12 protein-coding genes are annotated in these 17053 nt (G+C 73.2%); 7 read left to right on the top strand and 5 right to left on the bottom strand.

What is annotated here, in order from left to right; translation table 11 throughout:
• Positions 1-31: 31 nt before the first annotated feature.
• Positions 32-2287, bottom strand: a complete 2256-nt coding sequence (locus AB0F61_RS19055; RefSeq protein WP_357811268.1) for an adenylate/guanylate cyclase domain-containing protein — start codon at positions 2285-2287, stop codon at positions 32-34.
• Positions 2288-2480: 193 nt separating this feature from the next.
• Between AB0F61_RS19055 and AB0F61_RS19050 the strand changes: the two genes are divergently transcribed.
• The 5 genes from AB0F61_RS19050 (at position 2481) to AB0F61_RS19030 (ending at position 10929) form a co-directional block, all read left to right on the top strand.
• Positions 2481-5399 (top strand): AAA family ATPase, encoded by a 2919-nt coding sequence (locus AB0F61_RS19050; protein WP_357811265.1) that lies wholly within the window; start codon positions 2481-2483, stop codon positions 5397-5399.
• A gap of 124 nt (positions 5400-5523) precedes the next feature.
• The gene (locus tag AB0F61_RS19045) at positions 5524-6294 is read left to right on the top strand and encodes a DUF5995 family protein (protein ID WP_357811262.1); all 771 of its coding nucleotides are present in this window, start codon (positions 5524-5526) and stop codon (positions 6292-6294) included.
• 380 nt (positions 6295-6674) lie between these two features.
• Entirely contained in the window at positions 6675-7076 is a 402-nt protein-coding gene (locus AB0F61_RS19040; protein ID WP_357811259.1) for a hypothetical protein, read from the top strand.
• A gap of 87 nt (positions 7077-7163) precedes the next feature.
• Positions 7164-9260 (top strand): amino acid transporter, encoded by a 2097-nt coding sequence (locus AB0F61_RS19035; RefSeq protein ID WP_357811256.1) that lies wholly within the window; start codon positions 7164-7166, stop codon positions 9258-9260.
• Between the two features lie 172 nt (positions 9261-9432).
• Positions 9433-10929: a hypothetical protein gene (locus AB0F61_RS19030; protein WP_357811253.1), complete on the top strand. Its 1497-nt coding sequence runs from the start codon at positions 9433-9435 to the stop codon at positions 10927-10929.
• Positions 10930-11048: 119 nt separating this feature from the next.
• Here AB0F61_RS19030 and AB0F61_RS19025 read toward each other — a convergent pair whose 3' ends face one another.
• On the bottom strand, positions 11049-12008 hold the full coding sequence (locus AB0F61_RS19025; RefSeq protein WP_357811250.1) for a TIGR03557 family F420-dependent LLM class oxidoreductase: 960 nt from the start codon (positions 12006-12008) through the stop codon (positions 11049-11051).
• A gap of 259 nt (positions 12009-12267) precedes the next feature.
• Positions 12268-12474, bottom strand: a complete 207-nt coding sequence (locus AB0F61_RS19020) for a hypothetical protein (protein ID WP_110566517.1) — start codon at positions 12472-12474, stop codon at positions 12268-12270.
• A 252-nt stretch (positions 12475-12726) separates the two neighbouring features.
• On the opposite strand from AB0F61_RS19020, the gene AB0F61_RS19015 reads away from it, so the two are divergent.
• Positions 12727-13554 (top strand): hypothetical protein, encoded by an 828-nt coding sequence (locus tag AB0F61_RS19015; RefSeq protein ID WP_357811247.1) that lies wholly within the window; start codon positions 12727-12729, stop codon positions 13552-13554.
• Positions 13551-14309: an Asp/Glu racemase gene (locus tag AB0F61_RS19010; RefSeq protein WP_357811244.1), complete on the top strand. Its 759-nt coding sequence runs from the start codon at positions 13551-13553 to the stop codon at positions 14307-14309. Before AB0F61_RS19015 ends, AB0F61_RS19010 begins: the two co-directional genes overlap by 4 nt.
• A 10-nt stretch (positions 14310-14319) precedes the next feature.
• Here the strand turns inward: AB0F61_RS19010 and AB0F61_RS19005 are convergent, their stop codons facing one another.
• The gene (locus AB0F61_RS19005) at positions 14320-15450 is read right to left on the bottom strand and encodes a low temperature requirement protein A (protein WP_357811241.1); all 1131 of its coding nucleotides are present in this window, start codon (positions 15448-15450) and stop codon (positions 14320-14322) included.
• 359 nt (positions 15451-15809) lie between these two features.
• Positions 15810-16979 carry a hypothetical protein gene (locus AB0F61_RS19000; RefSeq protein WP_357811238.1) on the bottom strand — a complete coding sequence of 390 codons (1170 nt, stop codon included), beginning with the start codon at positions 16977-16979 and terminating at the stop codon, positions 15810-15812.
• Between the last annotated feature and the right edge of the window lie 74 nt (positions 16980-17053).

Genomic DNA, 17053 nt, shown 5'->3' with positions numbered 1-17053 from the left:
CACCCGACTCGATCTGCCGCGCGATGGACCCTCAGGCCGAGTCCGCCAGGCCGTCCGGCTGACGGATCAACGGTGGGACGGGTACGGCGCGTACCCGATCGGGCAGCCCACCGACACCGGTGCCGGGTCTCGCCGACCCCGCCACGGCGGGCACCGCGCGGATCGTCACCGGAATGCGGTCGACGTCCGAGGGCCAGTGACCGCCCGTGTTGGCCCGCGCCGCCGAAACCGTCGCGGGCGAGGTCGGCGGTACGTCACCGACCGGCGCGACGGGTCGGAGCCGGTTGGCGACCGGCGCCCGGTTGGTTCCCCGCGGCGGCGCGGCCGGCGGGGTCGCCATCGTCGGGGCGGACAGGCGCGGCGGGCCGGATCCCGGCGCGGGGGCCAGCGCCACGAGCGGGGTGTCGCGGCCGACCCGGGAGCGGACGGCGTCGAGGCGCACGATCTCGGCGGACCGGGTGGTCGAGCCGCTGCCGACCGCACCAGCGGAGTTCGCGGCGGCGCGATCTGGCCGGAGGGCGTCGGGGCGGGCGGTGACCTGGCGTGGGGCGTCGGTGGCCCGGCGGGCGAAGACGGCCCGCAGCGCGCGGGGCAGCCGCTCGGCGGCGACCTGGCGCAGCGCGGGCGCGGCGAACGCGTACCCGCCGGCGTGGTGGGGGAGCAGCAGTCCGGCGGCGACCAGGCGGCGTAGTGCCGGAGCGGACCGGCCGGGCGTCCAGCCGAGCGCCCGGTCGACCGCCGCGGCGGAGATCACGCCGCCCAGCACGCCGGCGGCCATCAGGACCGCTCGCCGCTCACCGTCGAGGTGGTCCAGCTCGGCGCCGACGGCTCGGCGTACCGGCTCGGGCAGCGGGAGCGCCGCCGGGTCGGCCCCGGACACGATCGACGCGACGTACGCCGCCGCGTGCCCGGGCCGGCCGCCCACCAGTGGCAGCAGCCGGTCCACCAGGGCCACCGGCTGGCCGGCCCGGGTCAGCAGGTGGCGCAGCAGCCGCCCGGACTGCACCGTGGCCAGCGGTCGGATCGCCACCCGGCGGGCCGAGCCGGGCCGGGTGTCGGCCCACTGCGGTTGGTGCAGGGTGACCACGGCCAGGGGTAGCCGCCGGGCCGTCGCCGCGTTGAACAGCGCGTGCAGGAACCCGCTCACCGTGGGCGCGGCGCGGTCCACGTCGTCCACGGCGACGATCAGCGGCCCCCGGGCGGCCAGGCGCAGCAGGACCTCCCGGCAGATCGCCGCGCCGGCCATCGCCGCGGCCGATCCGTCCGGGTTGGTCAGCAGTCGCTGGAGCGCCGGGACCGCCGTGGCGACCCGGGCCGGCGGGAACAGGGCGGTCAGTGCGGCGACGAGCCGGTCGTGGACCGCCGCCGGGCCGTCGCCGCGACGCACCCCGGCGAGACCGCGGAGCAGCTCGGCGACCGGCTCCAGGACCTGATCGGGGTACGGCTGGCAGGCCGTCACACACCAGCGCACGGGTGCGCCGTCCACCGTGGTCAGCCCCCGGGTCAGCTCGTGCAGCAACCGGCTGCGGCCGCTGCCGGTGGGCCCGACCAGGGAGATCCAGCACGGGTTCTGCTCCCGGATGGCCTCGGTCAGCTGGTCGCGGATGGTGGCCAGCTCGCGGCGGCGACCGATGAGCGGGCCGTCGTGTCGGTCGACGCCGGGACGCACCGGACCGACGGCGTGCCAGACCGGCACCGGCGGCACCCGGCCGGCGACCGGCACCGGCGGTAGCCGACGCTGGGTGATCAGGCCAGCGGTGGCCCGCGCGGTGGCCGCGCAGAGCGCGACGGCGCCCGGTGGCGCGTACTCCTGGAGGCGGGCCGCTGCGGTGATCACCGCGCCGCTGGCCACGCCGTGCCCGCCGCTGACCGCGCCGCCGAGGTCGACCACGACCTCGCCGGTGGCGACACCGACGCGCACCCGGAGTCGGATGTCCCCGACCATCGGTCGGCAGTCGAGCGCGGCCTGGATCTCGAGTCCGGCACGCACCGCCCGGTACGCGTCGAACCCGTCGGAGTGCCGAGCGCCGAAGAGGGCCATCACCGCGTCGCCGACGTACTTCTCCACCACTCCCTGCCACCGGTGCAGCACGCCGGCGACCGTGTCGAAGTAGACCCGCTGCAACGCGCGGACGTCCTCCGGGTCGAGTCGGTTCACCAACGCCGTGGAGCCGACGATGTCGGCGAAGAGCACCGTCACGGTGCGTCTCTCCTCCGGCACCGGCCAGTGCGGGGTCACGGGCCGCCGCGCGTCGCCGACGATGATGCTGCTGGTGGTGGTGGTCATGGCTTCGCACCAACCCTTCTCCCCGCTGATGCCTGGTGACCTCCGGAGATTGGCATTCCTGGGCTGACGGGGGATCTGCAGAACGACGTATGTCGGCCACCTGCAACCTTTAGTCGCAAAGTCGACGCGAGGAGTACCACAAGCGGCAGATGGCCGTAGAACGGTTCGGGGACCTGTGATTAGGCTGCGTGCCATGGCCAGCGATGTGGACACCGCACCGCTCGTGGGCCGGACCGAGCTGGTGCAGACGGTTCGGTCCGCGTTGCTCGGTGACGCCGCGCACGGGCAGACGGCCGCCGTCTTCCTGACCGGTGAGAGCGGTGTGGGCAAGACCCGGCTGCTGGGTGAGGTCGGCGACCGGCTGCGTGAGCAGGGCGCCGTGGTGCTCACCGGCAGCTGCCTGGACATCGGCGACGCCTCCCCGCTGCACCCGCTGTTGCAGGCGCTGCGCCGATTCGACGCCGATCTGTCCACCTCGCACGCACGCACTTCCTCCGCGGTGCGTGGGCTCTTGCAGATGTTCGCCGACGAGACCGCCGGCCCGGACGGCGCGGGCGCGTTGCTGGAGCGGGTCAGCCGCGGGCTGCACCTGATCGCCGAGGGCAGACCACTGGTGTTGATCCTCGACGACCTGCAGTGGGTCGACCGGAGCACCAGACAGTTGTTGCTCTACCTGTTGGCCGGGCTCGGCGACCTTCAGCTCTCCGTGCTGGCGGCGGTACGCGCCGAGTCGTTGCAGGGCGCGCACCCGCTGCGCCGGGTGCTCACCGAGTTGCGTCGGCTGCGGACGGTGCGGGTGCTCGACCTGGCGCCACTGGACCGGGCCGACACCGAGAAGCTGGCCGCCGCCGTGGTTGGCCGGACGCTGTCCGCCGATGCGGCCGAGCAGGTCTGGCAGCGCAGCGGCGGCAACCCGTTCGTCATCGAGGAGTTGGCCCGCGACCTCCGCGACGGCCGCGACGGCCTGTCCGAGACGCTGCGGGAGATCTTCCTCGACCGGGTCGACGCGCTGCCCCAGCACGCGCACGCGGTGGTGCACGCGGTCGCCGCCGGTGTCGAGCCGGTACAGCACTGGCTGCTGGCCCAGGTGCTGCGGTTGCCCGAGGACGAGCTGATCGACGCGGCCCGCGCGGCGGTGGCCCACCGGCTGCTGGTCGGCGCCGACGACGGTTACCGGCTGCGGCACCGCCTCGTCGCCGAGGTGCTCGCGCACGAGTTGCTGCCGGCCGAGCGTTCCGGGCTGCACCGCCGCTACGCCGAGGCGCTGACCGCCGCGCCGGGTGAGCTGCACCAGGCCCGGCTCGCGCACCACTGGCGGTTGGCCGGTGAGCCGGCGCGCGCGTTGCCGGCGGCGGTGGCGGCGGCGCAGGAGGCCGAGCGGCTGCACGGTTACGCCGAGGCGCACCGGCACTGGTCGGCGGCGTTGCAACTGGCTGCCGACCCGAACCCGCTGGCCGCCGATCCGGGCCCGCTGGCGGTGGACCGGGTCGAACTGCTCGAGAACGCCGCCGAGGCGGCCCACCACTGTGGGGAGCACGCCCGCGCGTTGGCACTGCTGGAGGAGATGGCCGCGCTGCGCGGTGGCGAGCCGAGCTGCGCGCTGCACATCCGCCGGGCCCGCTACCTGGCCGCCGCCGGCCGCTCGGCGCTGGCCGAGGAGGAATACCAGCGGGCGCTGACGGCGGCCGACTGTTCCCCGCGCGACCGGGCCACGGCCGCCGCCCGCCTCGCCGAGCTGCTCCTGCATCTGGGCCGCTACGCCGACGCCGGCCAGCGCGCCCGGGAGGCGTTGGCGTTGGCCGCCGACGTGGAGGGCTCCGCCACCGAGGTGGTGCTGGCCAGCTCGGCGCTGGGCTTCAGCGGCGCCTACCTGGAGGACCCGGACGCGGGGCTCGCGGTGATGCGCGACGCCCTCGACACCGCCGAGCGCGCCGGCCAACCCGAGGATGTGGCCTGCGCGTACCTGCACCTGGCGGAGCTGTTGACCGGGCCGCTGAACATCCTCGAGGAGGGTGTGGTGGTGGCCCGGCGGGGCGCCGAGCGGGTCGCCGAGCTGGGGCTGGGCCGCACCTGGGAGACCCGGCTGCTGGCCGTCGCCATCAACGGGCTGTTCCGGGTCGGCCAGTGGGCCGAGGCGGAGAAGGTGGTCGCCGCCGCGCTGCGGCACCGACCGTCCGGTGCGGACGCCGTCGAGCTGCTGCTGGCCCGGTGCCGGCTCTCGGTGGGCTACGGCGACATCGACGCCGCCAGCCGCGACCTCGACGCGGTGGCGACCCTGCTCGCCGGTGGCGGGGCGCGGCACGTCATCCCGCTGCTCACCCTGCGCGCCGGGCTGGCCATGTGGGAGGGGCGGCACGACGTGGCGCGGTTGGCGGTGCAACGTGGCCTCACCGAGAGCCGTTCCGACGACGTGACGATCCTGTCCGCGCTGGTCTGGCACGGCCTGCGGGCCGAGGCTGAGGCGCACGTCAGCCGCACCATGGCCGTGGACCCGACGGTGGTACGCCGGCTGCGCGACGTGGTGGACCGGGTGGCCCGCAAGAGCGTCGGCGCGGCCCGTCCGGTGCGGTCGGTGGTGGAGGCGTTCCTGGCACTGTGCGCCGCCGAGGTGAGCCGCCTCGACAGCAGCGACCCGGAGCTGTGGGCGGCGTCGGTCGCCGAGTGGGATCGACGCCACCACCCCTACCCGGCGGCGTACTCGCGGCTGCGGCAGGCCGAGGCGCTGCTGGCCCGCCGCAGCCGGCTGGCCACCGCCGGCAAGCTGTTGCGGGAGGCGTACCGGGTGGCGCAGGGGTTGGGTGCGGTGCCGCTGACCTCGGAGATCCGCGCGCTGGCCGGGCGGGCCCGGGTGTCGCTTGAGGAGCGCGAGACGCTCAGCGGTACGCGCAGCGCGCCGGCCGAGGCGTCCGACGACGAGTTGGCGACGCTCACCGCACGGGAGCGGGAGGTGCTCGCGCTCGTCGCGGAGGGGCTCACCAACAAGGAGATCGGGCAGCGGCTGTTCATCAGCGAGCGGACCATCGGGGTGCACGTGTCGCACATCTTCGACAAGCTGCAGGTCCGTACCCGCGTCCAGGCCAGTGCCATCCAGTTGCGCAACGTCCGGAGCTGACGTACGTACCGCGTGTGCGCGCCGGGATACGTCGTTCTACTGATTTGGCGGGTGGGGGTCGGCTGAAAGGCTGGGCCGCGTCGACGACGGCACGGGGGATGCCGCCGACCACTATGGAGGAGTGATGACCGAACCGGTCTGGGGGCCCGTACACCGGGACATCGTCGACCTGCTCGCCGACCATCCCGCGGACGTGCCGGCCGTGGTCGACCACCTCACCAAGCTTCAGGACATGCTGGTGCGGTTGCCACCGTTGGAGGCCAGTTGCCCCCTCGCTGACTTCAACAAGCTCTACCTGACCATCACCAGCAGCGTGTTGGACGGGTTGTACGACGACCGTTTCGTCGACCCGGCCTTTCTCTCCCGGCTCGACGTGGAGTTCGCGGCGCGGTATTTCGACGCGATGCGGCTCTGGACCGACTCCAGTCCGGGCACGCCGAAGGCCTGGTCGTGTCTCTTCGAGCGGATGCGTGGGCCGGACGCCCGCCCGTTGCCGTCGGCGGCGGCCGGGGTCAACGCGCACATCAACTTCGACCTGCCCTTCGCGCTGGTGACCACGTTCGACCACCTGGAGTCGGAGCCGGTCGACGGCAGTGACCAGCACCACGACTACCTGGAGATCAACAAGATCTTCGCGGACAAGATCCCCGGACTGCGTCGGGGTTATCTGGAACGCTGGCAGCTCCTCATCGACATGCTCAACGGCGACATCGACGACTGGTACCAGGGGGAACTGGTCGAGTACACCCGCGATGTCGCCTGGCGCAACGCGCAGAAGATCTGGCGGTGCCGGCACGACCCGGACGCCCGCGAGTGTGAGCGCACACGGTTGGACGACAACGCCGCGGCGCTCGGCCGGCTACTGCTGTCGCCCCTGGGAGCGTTCCTGCAGTAGCCGGGACGGGGGGCTCCCGCGCTCCGCCCCGTGGGGGGCGGCGGAGCGCGGGAGCGCGTCCCACCAGATCCGCCCACCCCGGGTGGCCGGCCGGCATCCGGTCGACCCGGGGGATGCAGCCGGTCGGCTCCGGGGGGTGCCGACCGTCTGCCACCACCGTCGGCCGGCTCGGGGGGTGCCGGCCGGCGGTGGGGGAGGGGGCGTCGGGTTCGTCCCGACGGCGGCGGACGTCGGGGGTGTCGGCGGGCTCGTACCGGGTACGCCCGCGCCATGACCGTCCTGGCCCGGCGTCGGCCCGCCGCCCGCCCCCGGCCCGCGCGGCCCGGCCCCCTGCGGCCGGGTGGCCCGGTGCCGCGACCCACCGTTCGGCCCGGTGCGCGATGACCGGTGCCGCGACGCGGTTCGCGTTCCGCTTCGATCCGCTGTTCCGCCCGGTGTTGGCGCTGCTGGGGGTCCGACCGGCGACGGCCTGGGTGGCCGTCACCGACCGGGATCTGGTGATCCGGTACGGGCCGTGGCGGCTACGGACCGACCGGGAGAACGTGACAGCCGTCGAGCTGAGCGGCCCGTACCGCTGGTGGCGGGTGATCGGGCCACACGTGTCGCTCGCCGACGCGGGCGCGAGCTTCGGCAGCAGCACGGCCGGCGGGATCTGCCTGCGCTTCGCCACGGCGGTGCCGGCGGTGGTGCCGGGCGGGCGGCCACGACACCCGGCGGCCACCGTGACCATCGCCGACCCGCCCGCGCTGGCCCGCCTGCTCGCCGTGCCGGACCTGTCCTGAGCTGGCCACCCACCTGCCCGGTTCCGCCGGTCGGGTCCCGCGCCACCGCCTACCGTCGGATCAGGACCTGTGAGGGTGGGACTGGCGATGGGTGACGAGCACCGGGCGAAACCACGACGTTGGAGCGGACGCCGCCACACACCGACGGGACCGGACCCGGCGCTGCGGGCGGCCCGCGACCCGGCCCGCCCGCACCGGGGTGGCCGGCCGGGTGTCGTGGTGCCCGAACGGGTGGCGACGGCGGCGCGGTCGGCGCCGCCGACCAGTCCACTGCGCCGGTGGCTCTTCCAGCACCAGGTGCAGCCGCCCGGCCCGGAGGCGGGCGAGGGACAGAACCGCCGGCACGCCTGGTGGCAGGTGATGTGCCTGACCGGAGTCGACTATTTCTCCACGCTGTCGTACCTGCCGGGCATCGCGGCGGTGGCGGCCGGTGCGCTGTCCCCGCTGGCGACCCTGCTGATCGTCGTGCTCACCCTGTCCGGCATGTTGCCGATGTACCGGCGGGTGGCCCAGGAGAGCCCGCACGGGCAGGGGTCGGTGGCGATGCTGGAGCACCTGCTGCCGTTCTGGCGGGGCAAGATCTTCGTACTCGTGCTGCTCGGTTTCGTGGCCACCTCCTGGATCATCACGATCACCCTCTCCTCGGCGGACGCCACCGTGCACCTGCTGGAGAACCCGTACCTGCCCGACGCGCTGCACGGCCGGGCCGTCCCGGTCGTGGTCACCGTGGTGCTGCTGCTCATCCTCGGCGGGGTGTTCCTGCTCGGCTTCCGCGAGGCGGTGGTGGTGGCCATCCCGCTGGTCGCCGTCTTCCTGGCGCTCAACGCGGTGATCGTCGTGGTCGCGGTGGCCCGGATCGTCGACGACCCGGGCATCGTGTCGGACTGGACCGCCGCGGTGACCACGAGCGGCGGCGGACCGGGCCACGTGCTGCTCACGGCAGTGCTGGCGTTCCCGTTGCTGGTGCTGGGGTTGTCCGGTTTCGAGACCGGGGTGAGCATGATGCCGCTGGTGCGGGCCGACGGGGCGGACAGGCAGGCCCGGCTCGCCGCCCGGATCCGCAACACGCGCCGGCTGCTCACCACCGCCGCGCTGATCATGTCGGTGTACCTCGTCTCGACGACCTTCGTGACCACGGCGCTCATTCCGGCCGAGGAGTTCCGGCCCGGCGGGGCGGCCAACGGGCGGGCTCTGGCGTTCCTGGCGCACGCCCACCTGGGCGAGGCGTTCGGCACGGTCTACGACGTGAGCAGCGTGCTCATCCTGTGGTTCGCCGGCGCCTCGGCGATGGCCGGGCTGATCAACATCGTGCCGCGCTACCTGCCCTCGTACGGCATGGCGCCGGAGTGGGCGCGGGCGGTGCGTCCGGTGGTGATCGTCTACACCGTCGTCAGTGTCGCCATCACGATCGCCTTCCGGGCCGACGTCAACGCACAGGCCGGTGCGTACGCGACGGGCATCCTGGCGATGATGGTCTCCGGCGCGGTGGCGGTGACGATCTCCGCGGCCCGCCACCACCGGCGCGCCGCCGCCATCGGTTTCACAGCGCTGACCCTGGTGCTGCTGTACGCGTTGCTGGAGAACGTCATCGAGCAGCCGGACGGGATCACCATCTCCGCGCTGTTCATCCTCGGCATCATCGCGGTCTCGTTGGTCTCCCGGGTCACCCGGACCACCGAGCTGCGCGCCGAGCGGATCGAGTTCGACGAGCCGGCCCGTCGGTTCGTCACCGAGTCGCTGGCCCACGACGGGCAGTTGCACCTGATCGCGAACAAGCGGCAGAGCGGGTCGGTGAAGGAGTACACGGTCAAGGAGCGGGCGCAGCGGGGGATGAATCCGGTGCCCGGGGCGGCGGACGTGCTGTTCCTGGAGATCGACGTGGTGGATCCGTCGGAGTTCAGTCAGGTGCTGCGGGTGCACGGGATCGAGGTGGGTGGCTTCCGGGTGTTGCGGGCCAGCAGCCCGGCCGCGCCCAACGCGATCGCCGCGATCCTGTTGGCCCTGCGCGACGCCACCGGGGTGCGGCCGCACGCGCACTTCGAGTGGTCGGAGGGGAGCCCGATCGCGCACCTGGCGCGCTATCTCATCCTCGGCCGGGGTGACACCCCACCCGTGGTACGGGAGATCATCCGGCGGACCGAGCGGGACCCGTTGCGTCGTCCCGGCATTCACGTGGGCGGGTGACCGGGTTCCCGTTTGCGGGGTTCAAAGATGAATAGGGGCACTATTCACGTTCACACCTTCCTGTCCGTATTGCGGACCTATCGTGACGTTTGGCGGTCGACGCTACGTCGAGCCCCCCGCGCCCGGATCGGCGCGCGGTCACGTCAGGCAGGCAGGAAGGCAGGCACCTTTGATGTCCACGTACCAAGGAGGAGACCGCGAGATCCGACCCAGACGCCGGTCCCGATGGTTCTTGGCCAGCGGCTTGCTGGCCGGAAGCCTGGTCGTCGGAGCGGCCGGCGTGGCCGGTGTGGCCGCGGCGGCCGACCGCGACCTCTCCCTCCCCGGTCTGGGTCGGCTGAGCACGGCGGCCGGAAACGACGACGCCCGCAGTGCCGGCGACCAGGGCGGGGCGGAACGGGGCGGCGCACCCAGCCCGGGCACCGGCAAGCACGGTGTGGTGTCGGTGCCCTGCGACGCCGCGAAGCTGGTGGCGGCGCTGGTGACGGCCAACGCCGAGGGCGGCGCGGACCTGCGGCTCGCGCCCAAGTGCCGCTACCTGCTCACCGAGGCGTTCCACGAGACCGACCAGTACGACGGGGGGATCCGCGACGCACGGGAGGCGGCCGACGCCGCGGAGACCCCGGGTGACGCCGACGCGCCGCCGCACAACCCGGCCGACGACACCGCCGGCCTGCCGGTGATTTACCAGCCCATCACGATCGACGGCGCCGGCGCCACCATCGCCCGCGACGCCCAGGCCGCGCCGTTCCGCTTCTTCACCGTCCGCGACGGTGGCGAGTTGACCCTGCGCGACATGGAACTGCACAACGGCCGCTCCGCCATCGAGGGCGGCAGCGTGCACGTGGTGCACGGGGCGACCGCCGTGGTGGAACGGGTCACCGTCTCGCAGAGCACCTCGCTGTCCCCGGAGGGCGGTGGCGGTGGCATCTTCAACGACGGCAACATGGTGGTGAGCGACTCCACCTTCGTCGGTAACAGTGCCTCCGGCGCCGCGGGCAAGGGCGGGGGCCTGCTCAACGGCGGCGTGCTGACGCTGAAGCGTTCGGAGTTCCACCACAACAGCGCCAACGGCTACGGTGGCGGGCTCGGCAACTACCGCGGCGCGGCCGACGTGGAGAGCGTCTCGTTCACCCAGAACAGCGCGGGCCAGGGCGGCGGGCTGGCCAGCTTCTCGGCCCGGACGAAGGTCTCCGACACCGAGTTGCTGAACAACACCGCGCAGGTCGGCGGCGGCGCGGCCAACTCCGACGCGGTGCTGGTGATGCGCAAGATGACCATCCGCGGCAACACGTCCACCGTCAACGGCGGCGGCATCTCCACAGTGAAGGGCCTGACGCCGCTGGATGACAGCGTGGTCGACGGCAACACCACCCACGGCGTCGGCGCCGGCATCTACGCCGAGAAGGCGAACCTGCAGGTCCGGGGCAGCGACGTGACCCGCAACGAGGCGGTCGGCGCCACGTCCAGCGGCGGTGGCATCTACGCCTCCGCGGGCTCGGTGGCCCTCTACACCAGCAGGGTCACCCACAACGCGTCGACGGTGAAGCCCGGTGGCATCTTCGCCGCGCACGCCCAGGTCAAGATCGACGACGAGAGCGTGGTCGTCGAGAACGAGCCGACCAACTGCGAGGGCAGCACGGTGCCTGTCGCGCGCTGCTTCCGCTGAACAGAACCGCACGCCCATCCGGCCGCCCGGACGATCATCGCGATCGTCCGGGCGGCCGTCGCCTGAGCCGCCTGACCGTCGCGGTCGTCCGGGCGGTCGCGGTCGCGGCACCGGCGACGTCAGGACATGGCGCGCAGCCGGGCGGAGAGGGTGCCGGCGAAGAAGTCGAGGAAACCGTCCGGGTCGGGGCCGGCGTTCTGCAGGACGATGTGGTCGAAGCCGGCCTCGACGTACGACCGGACCTTGTCCACGTGCGGCTCCGGGTCGGGGCCGATGGCGAAGAGCTGGCGGATGTGCTTCTCCTCCACGTGCGCGCTGGCCGCGTCGAAGTTGACCGGGTTCGGCAGTTCGCTCATCACCTTCCAACCGGTGACCATCCACCGGCTGGTCTGCAACACGGCCCGCACCGCCTGTTGCTCGTCGCTCGCCCACGCCAGCGGAACCTCGGCGTAGCGGGGGCCGGAGCCGCGGGCCCGCCGGTAGTGCTCGACGATCGAGGCGTCCGGCTCGGTGGCGAACAGTCCGTCGCCCAGCTCGGCGGCGAGCCGGGCCGACGCCTCGCCGCTGGCCGCCACCGCCATCACCGGTGGGGTGTCCGGCAGGTCGAAGATCCGGGCGTCCTCCAGGTGCAGGTGCCGGCCCTCGTAGGACTGGTAGCCGCCCTGCCAGAGCAGTCGGATGATCTCCAGCGCCTCGCGTAGCCGCTCGTGCCGGCCTCGGACGCTGGGGAAGCCCTGACCGACCACGTGCTCGTTGAGTCGTTCGCCGGCCCCCACGCCGAGGGTGAACCGCCCGTCCGAGACCAGTGCCATGGTCGCCGCGGCCTGCGCGATGATCGCCGGGTGGTAGCGGACGGTCGGGCAGGTGACGCCGGTGGCCAGACGCAGGGTGCTGGTCTTCGCGGCGATGGCGCCGAGCACGCTCCAGGTGAACGACGAGTGGCCCTGCGCGTCCAGCCAGGGGTGGAAGTGGTCGCTCATCTCGACGAAGTCGAAACCAGCCTGCTCGGCCAGGACGGCCTGCCGGATGATCTCCTGTGGGCCGTATCCCTCCGCGGCCAGCTTGTAGCCGATCTGCATGCCACGCCCCCGATTTCGTCCGCCGACTGACGCGGGTCGGTTCCCGACCTCCGCGTCGACAAACACCGCCGACACTGGCAGGCCAGCCTCCTAGGACGCTGTGGGGAGTGTGCGGCCCGTCAGAAGGTGCTGCCCTCGCACCTACGGGAGAGGGAAGAGGCGGGCGTCGCCACCTGGTCTCAGACGACGAGGTGCCGCCCCGGTACGGACACCGGCCCGCGCCCCGGGGTCAGGGGGCACGGGCCGGCGAGCGTCTGTCCTACTTGGAGGGCTCAGGCAGCTTGCAGTCGACCTTGGGGTTGGCGCCGATGTAGTTCAACGGACCGGCCACGATGGTGACCAGGATGGTGCCGGCTTCGGCGCAGTTGGTGTCGTCGCCGCTGTAGTAGCCACGCTGGCCGGCGGCGATCGCGCCGATCAGCAACCAGATCACGACGATGACTCCGAGTATCGAGGTGCCGCGCATCGCTGCCTCCTGAGGAAATGTGGTGGGTCTGAGGTGCAGTCGTTGTACCCAATTGGGTCGTGCGGCTAACGGGTGCCGGGACGGGGCCACGCCGGATCCTCCGTCCGGCCGATGCCGTTCGCCGTTGCGTACAACCCGGGATCGGCCGCTCGCACGGGGTAACGCGTGTCGGCTATCGGATCGGCGACCGACCCGGCCGTCGTGCCGTTCGGTGGACGTAGAACTGCCTCACGGCCCCGCCGAGGAGGACCCATGGACGCCCCCACACCGCCCCTGTACATCGACCGTCCCGAGGACGTCGCGGTCGCCGCCCGCGCGCTGGCTCGCGGTGCGGTCGTCGCGGCGGCGTTCGCGAACTTCTACGTCATCGTCACGCGTCCCGACCCGGCCACCGTCCGCCGGGTCAACCTGGCCAAGGGCCGCCCAGCCCAGCAGGTCGGCAGCATCACCACAGCGATCGGCCGGATCCCGGGGATGTTCGACTGGTCGCGGATCTCGCCGCGGCTGCCGGTCGGTCGGGTGCGGGCACTGATGGACGCCCTCTACGGCGCCGGGCCGTTCGGCTTCCGGGGGCCGGCCGCGGAGCGGCTCCCCGAGCACCTCACCCAGGTCGACCAGGGACTGCGCACCACCCAGGTGATCGCGCCCGGGCTGACCTGCCCGTCGAACGGCTTCTTCGAGCGGGCGCTCGCCGAGACCGGATCGGACCACCTCTACATCACCTCGGCGAACCGGTCCCGGCATCTCACCGGCGCGGCCGAGGAACCGGCGCACTGGAAGGCCGCCGCCCTCGCCGCCGACTTCGCCCATCTCGACGACCTGGTGGTGCTCGCCCACCGGGACGAGTCGGCGGCCCGCGCCGCGTACCCGGGCTACCTCACCACCTCCGTCACCCTGCTCTCCTTCCACGCGCCGGAGGGCGAGATCGAGGAGCCGCCGGTGCTCACCGTGGACCGGCACGGATCGCTGCACCTGGATGACGTCCGCCGCGCCGCCGCGCCGCTCGGCCTCCAGGTGCGCCTGGGCGGCACCGCGGCGCGGCGACTTCGGGTGCGCGCGTACGCCGGGGCGCTGGTGTGAGCGGTTACCGCGTCGGCCTGGTGGTGCCCAGTTCGAACACCACAATGGAGACCGAGATCCCGGCCATGCTGCGCCGCCGCGAGAGCGTCGACGCGAGTGTCCGCTTCACCACGCACGCCAGCCGGGTACGACTACGTCAGGTGACCCCCGACGAGCTGGCCCGGATGAACCGTTCCGCTCTGCGCTGCGTCGCCGAGTTGGCCGACGCCCACTGCGACGTGCTGGCGTACGCCTGCCTGGTGGCGGTGATGTGCGAGGGCCCGGGCGCGCACGAGCGGGCTGAGCGGCGGCTGGGCCGCGCGGCCGGTCGCGCCGGACACGACATGCCGGTGGTGAGCAGTGCCGGCGCACTGGTCGCCGGGCTGCGGGCGCTGGGAGCCCGCCGGGTGGCCCTGATCGCGCCGTACCTGCCCCCGTTGACCGCGACCGTCGCCGCCTACCTCGCCACGCACGGCGTGCGGGTGACCGAGGCGGTGAGCCTGAGCGAGCCGGACAACGTCGCGGTGGGGCGCATCCCCACCTCTCGTCTTGTCGAGCTGGCCGAGCGGCTCGACGTGACAGACGTGGACGCGGTGGTCCTCTCCGCCTGCGTGCAGCTGCCGTCGTTGGCGGCGGTGCCGCGGGTGGAGGCCCGACTCGGCCGTCCGGTGCTCACCGCGGCCACCGCCACCGTGCACCAGGTGCTCACCACGCTGGGTGTCGAGCCGTACGTGCCGGACGCCGGCCGGTTGCTCGCCGGGTCGAGGTCGTCCTGAGCGGGCCGGTTCAGTGCGGTGGGGATGGGGCCTCCGGGGGTTTGCCGTAGCTACGCCGGAAGTCCGCGTAGGCCACGCCGATCAGCACCAGGAGAGCACCGATGGAGGCGAACACCGGCGGCAGGTACAGCACGGCGGGCGCGATGGTCAGCAGCGCCAGCACGCCGCCGGGGCGCGACAGGGACACCCGGCTGAACACCTCGTACTCGAAGGAGGCCCGGCCGGCCAGGAAGAGCGCCGGGCCGCCGAGGATCACCGCCGCCCAGGCCGGCGGGGTGCGCCCGGTCGGTTCGTGCAGCACGAGGTCGAACCCGGCCGCCGTGGTCACCACCCCGGCGACCATCAGCAGATGGGTGTACGGCGCGGTGAACAGGAACTTGCTCGGTGACCCCGACCCCTTGATGGCCATCGGCAGCAGTTGACCGGACTTGTGCACGTAGATCCGCCAGAGCAGCAGTGTGGTCAGGAACGCGACCACGAACACCCCGATGTTCTGCGCCTCGCTGTGCGCCGTGCTGAACATGGTGCCGATGGTCAGGATGGCGTCGCCGAGGGCGATGATGAAGAACTGCTGGTAGCGCTCGGAGAGATGTTCCGCTGTGACGTTGCGCTGGGGCTCCGGGATCACCCCGAGCCCCGGCACCGGGTACGCGAGCCGGAAACCGACGTAGTCGATGGCGAGCGCGACGGCCCAGCACGCCAGGCGGGCGTCCTCGCTGACGAACGCGCCGATGATCCAGGGGATCGCGGACACCGCGAACCAGATGAAGATGCGTGCCGCGCGGCGCTGGGTCTGCGGTTCGCGGCGCACGGCCGGCATCAGGAACAGTCCGCGCCCGAGGTGGATCGCCACGTAGGTGCCGGCGAAGACCAGCCCACGATCGTCGAACGCCCCCGGGATCGCCGTGGTCATCAGCAGCGCGCCGAACATCACCGCGCTGATCAGCAGCTTGATCTCGGTGCGTTCCGGGTTGTACAGGTCGGTGACCAGAGTGGTGATCACCCACGTCCACCAGACGGCGGCCAGCATGATCAGTGCCTGCCCGGCCCGGTGCCAGTCGAGCTGGTTGACCATGCCCCGGGAGACGAGTGCCAGGGCGACCACGTACACCAGGTCGAAGAAGAGCTCGAGGAGGGTCACCCGGCGCGGGGCCTCCGGGTCACGCACCGGAGGACGACGGTCCCGCGGGGACCCGGGCTCCGGCGCGGCGAAGTGCACGGGCTGCTCCTGCGGAACCGGTCGACTCGACGGACCCGTCCGGCCCACCTGAACGGACGGTAACGATCGGTCGGCTCCGGGGCCGGGGATTCGCCGGGTCTTCCCCCGACCGGGGGCGATCGACTCGGATTCCTGGAAACCAGGGTGTCCGGGGTGGCCGGATGCCCCGGTTTCCGGGATACCGGGTCGGCCAGGGCGCGCCACGCCGGTTGTTCCGGTCACGGCCGAGCCCCCGACCTACCGTCGCGTCGGACGGTGGGTCGGGGGCTCGATCTCCGGCGTCAGGCCCGGTTGCCGTTCGGCAGCACGGCGGCCATCTCGTCGCCCGCACCGGCGAGCACGCGGGCCTGCTGCGGCCAGGTGGCCAGCCCGGTTGCGGCGCGCAGGCCGGCGGCCCGGATCAGATCGCGCAGCGCCGCCTCGTCCAGCGCACCGAGCTGGCCGTACGTGCGCACACCGGCGTCCTGCAGGGCGGCCGCCATCTTCGGCCCGATTCCCTGGATGCGGCGGAAGTCGTCCGCCGGACCCGTCGGGTCGGCGTCCGTGTCGCCGGCGCTGACGTCGGCCGTGCCGACCGGAGTCGTCGCGGTGTCGCTCGGCCGGACCGGAGGCGTGGCAGCCGCCGACCGCACCGAGTCCGACTCGGCGTCCACCGACTCGGCGTCCACCGACTCGGGGGACGTCGTCTCGGTGCCCACCGCTCCGGCGTTCACCTGGTCGGCGCTCAGCGCGTCCGCGTCCACGCCGTTGGCACCCACCGGGGCGGCGTCCACCGCGTCGGTACGCACCGCGTCCGCGTCGGCGTCGGTCGAGCCCGCGTCGACGGTCACCGGTGCCTGCGCCGGCACCGCGTCGGACACCGCGGCCTTGGTCGCCGCATCGTCGGCCGGGGCGGCGTCGACCGGCTCGTCGGCCGGGGTGGCCGCGACCGGCTCGTCGGCCGGGGTGGTGTCGAGCGCCGTGATGTCGGCGGACGGGAGGTCGTCCGCGGGCTGGCGGGGGGCGACCACGGCTGCCGGGGCGGGCTGCTCGTCGGCCGCGACCGGCTCGGGGGTCGACTCCACAGCGGGTTCCGCCGGCAGGTCGGCCGCGTCGGCGGCCGGTACGGGCGGCGGGGGCTCGGTCAGCGCCATGTCACCCGGGTCGACAGTGCTCGGCGCGTCCACCGGGGCCTGCACCGGCGTGGGCGCGTCGGTGGCACTGTCCGATCCGGTAATGGCGGCGGGTGCGCTTACGGTGTCCACCGGCACCGGTTCGTCGGCGACCGCGGTCGGAGCGGGGTCGACGGTGGCCGCGGGCCGGGCCTCGTCGGTGGTGGCCGCCGGCGTCGGCGTGGAGATCACGGCCAGGCCGGCTACGGGGTCTCCGTCCACTATCGAATTGCCCTGTACGCCCCGCCGGCCGCGCAGCAGCCACCCGGCGGCCAGGCCCAGCAACAGTGCCAGTACCACTATCAGCGAGTGTCCGATAGACCACGCCACGGCGAACCTCCCTCTCAGCTCGTTGGAAAAGTCACGAGAAAAAC

This window comes from Micromonospora sp. NPDC023888 (assembly GCF_040639415.1).
Classification (GTDB): Bacteria; Actinomycetota; Actinomycetes; order Mycobacteriales; family Micromonosporaceae; genus Micromonospora.
Note: the sequence above shows the minus strand (reverse complement) of the source record. Positions and strands in the feature narration are given on the sequence as shown.

Bases quoted from the DNA above. Each gene is read 5' to 3' on its own strand.
- AB0F61_RS19055 (WP_357811268.1), bottom strand. From the start codon at position 2,287: ATGACCACCACCACCAGCAGCATCATCGTCGGCGACGCGCGGCGGCCC.
- AB0F61_RS19035 (WP_357811256.1), top strand. From the start codon at position 7,164: ATGGGTGACGAGCACCGGGCGAAACCACGACGTTGGAGCGGACGCCGC.
- AB0F61_RS19040 (WP_357811259.1), top strand. From the start codon at position 6,675: ATGACCGGTGCCGCGACGCGGTTCGCGTTCCGCTTCGATCCGCTGTTC.
- AB0F61_RS19045 (WP_357811262.1), top strand. From the start codon at position 5,524: ATGACCGAACCGGTCTGGGGGCCCGTACACCGGGACATCGTCGACCTG.
- AB0F61_RS19030 (WP_357811253.1), top strand. From the start codon at position 9,433: ATGTCCACGTACCAAGGAGGAGACCGCGAGATCCGACCCAGACGCCGG.
- AB0F61_RS19020 (WP_110566517.1), bottom strand. From the start codon at position 12,474: ATGCGCGGCACCTCGATACTCGGAGTCATCGTCGTGATCTGGTTGCTG.
- AB0F61_RS19015 (WP_357811247.1), top strand. From the start codon at position 12,727: ATGGACGCCCCCACACCGCCCCTGTACATCGACCGTCCCGAGGACGTC.
- AB0F61_RS19025 (WP_357811250.1), bottom strand. From the start codon at position 12,008: ATGCAGATCGGCTACAAGCTGGCCGCGGAGGGATACGGCCCACAGGAG.
- AB0F61_RS19050 (WP_357811265.1), top strand. From the start codon at position 2,481: ATGGCCAGCGATGTGGACACCGCACCGCTCGTGGGCCGGACCGAGCTG.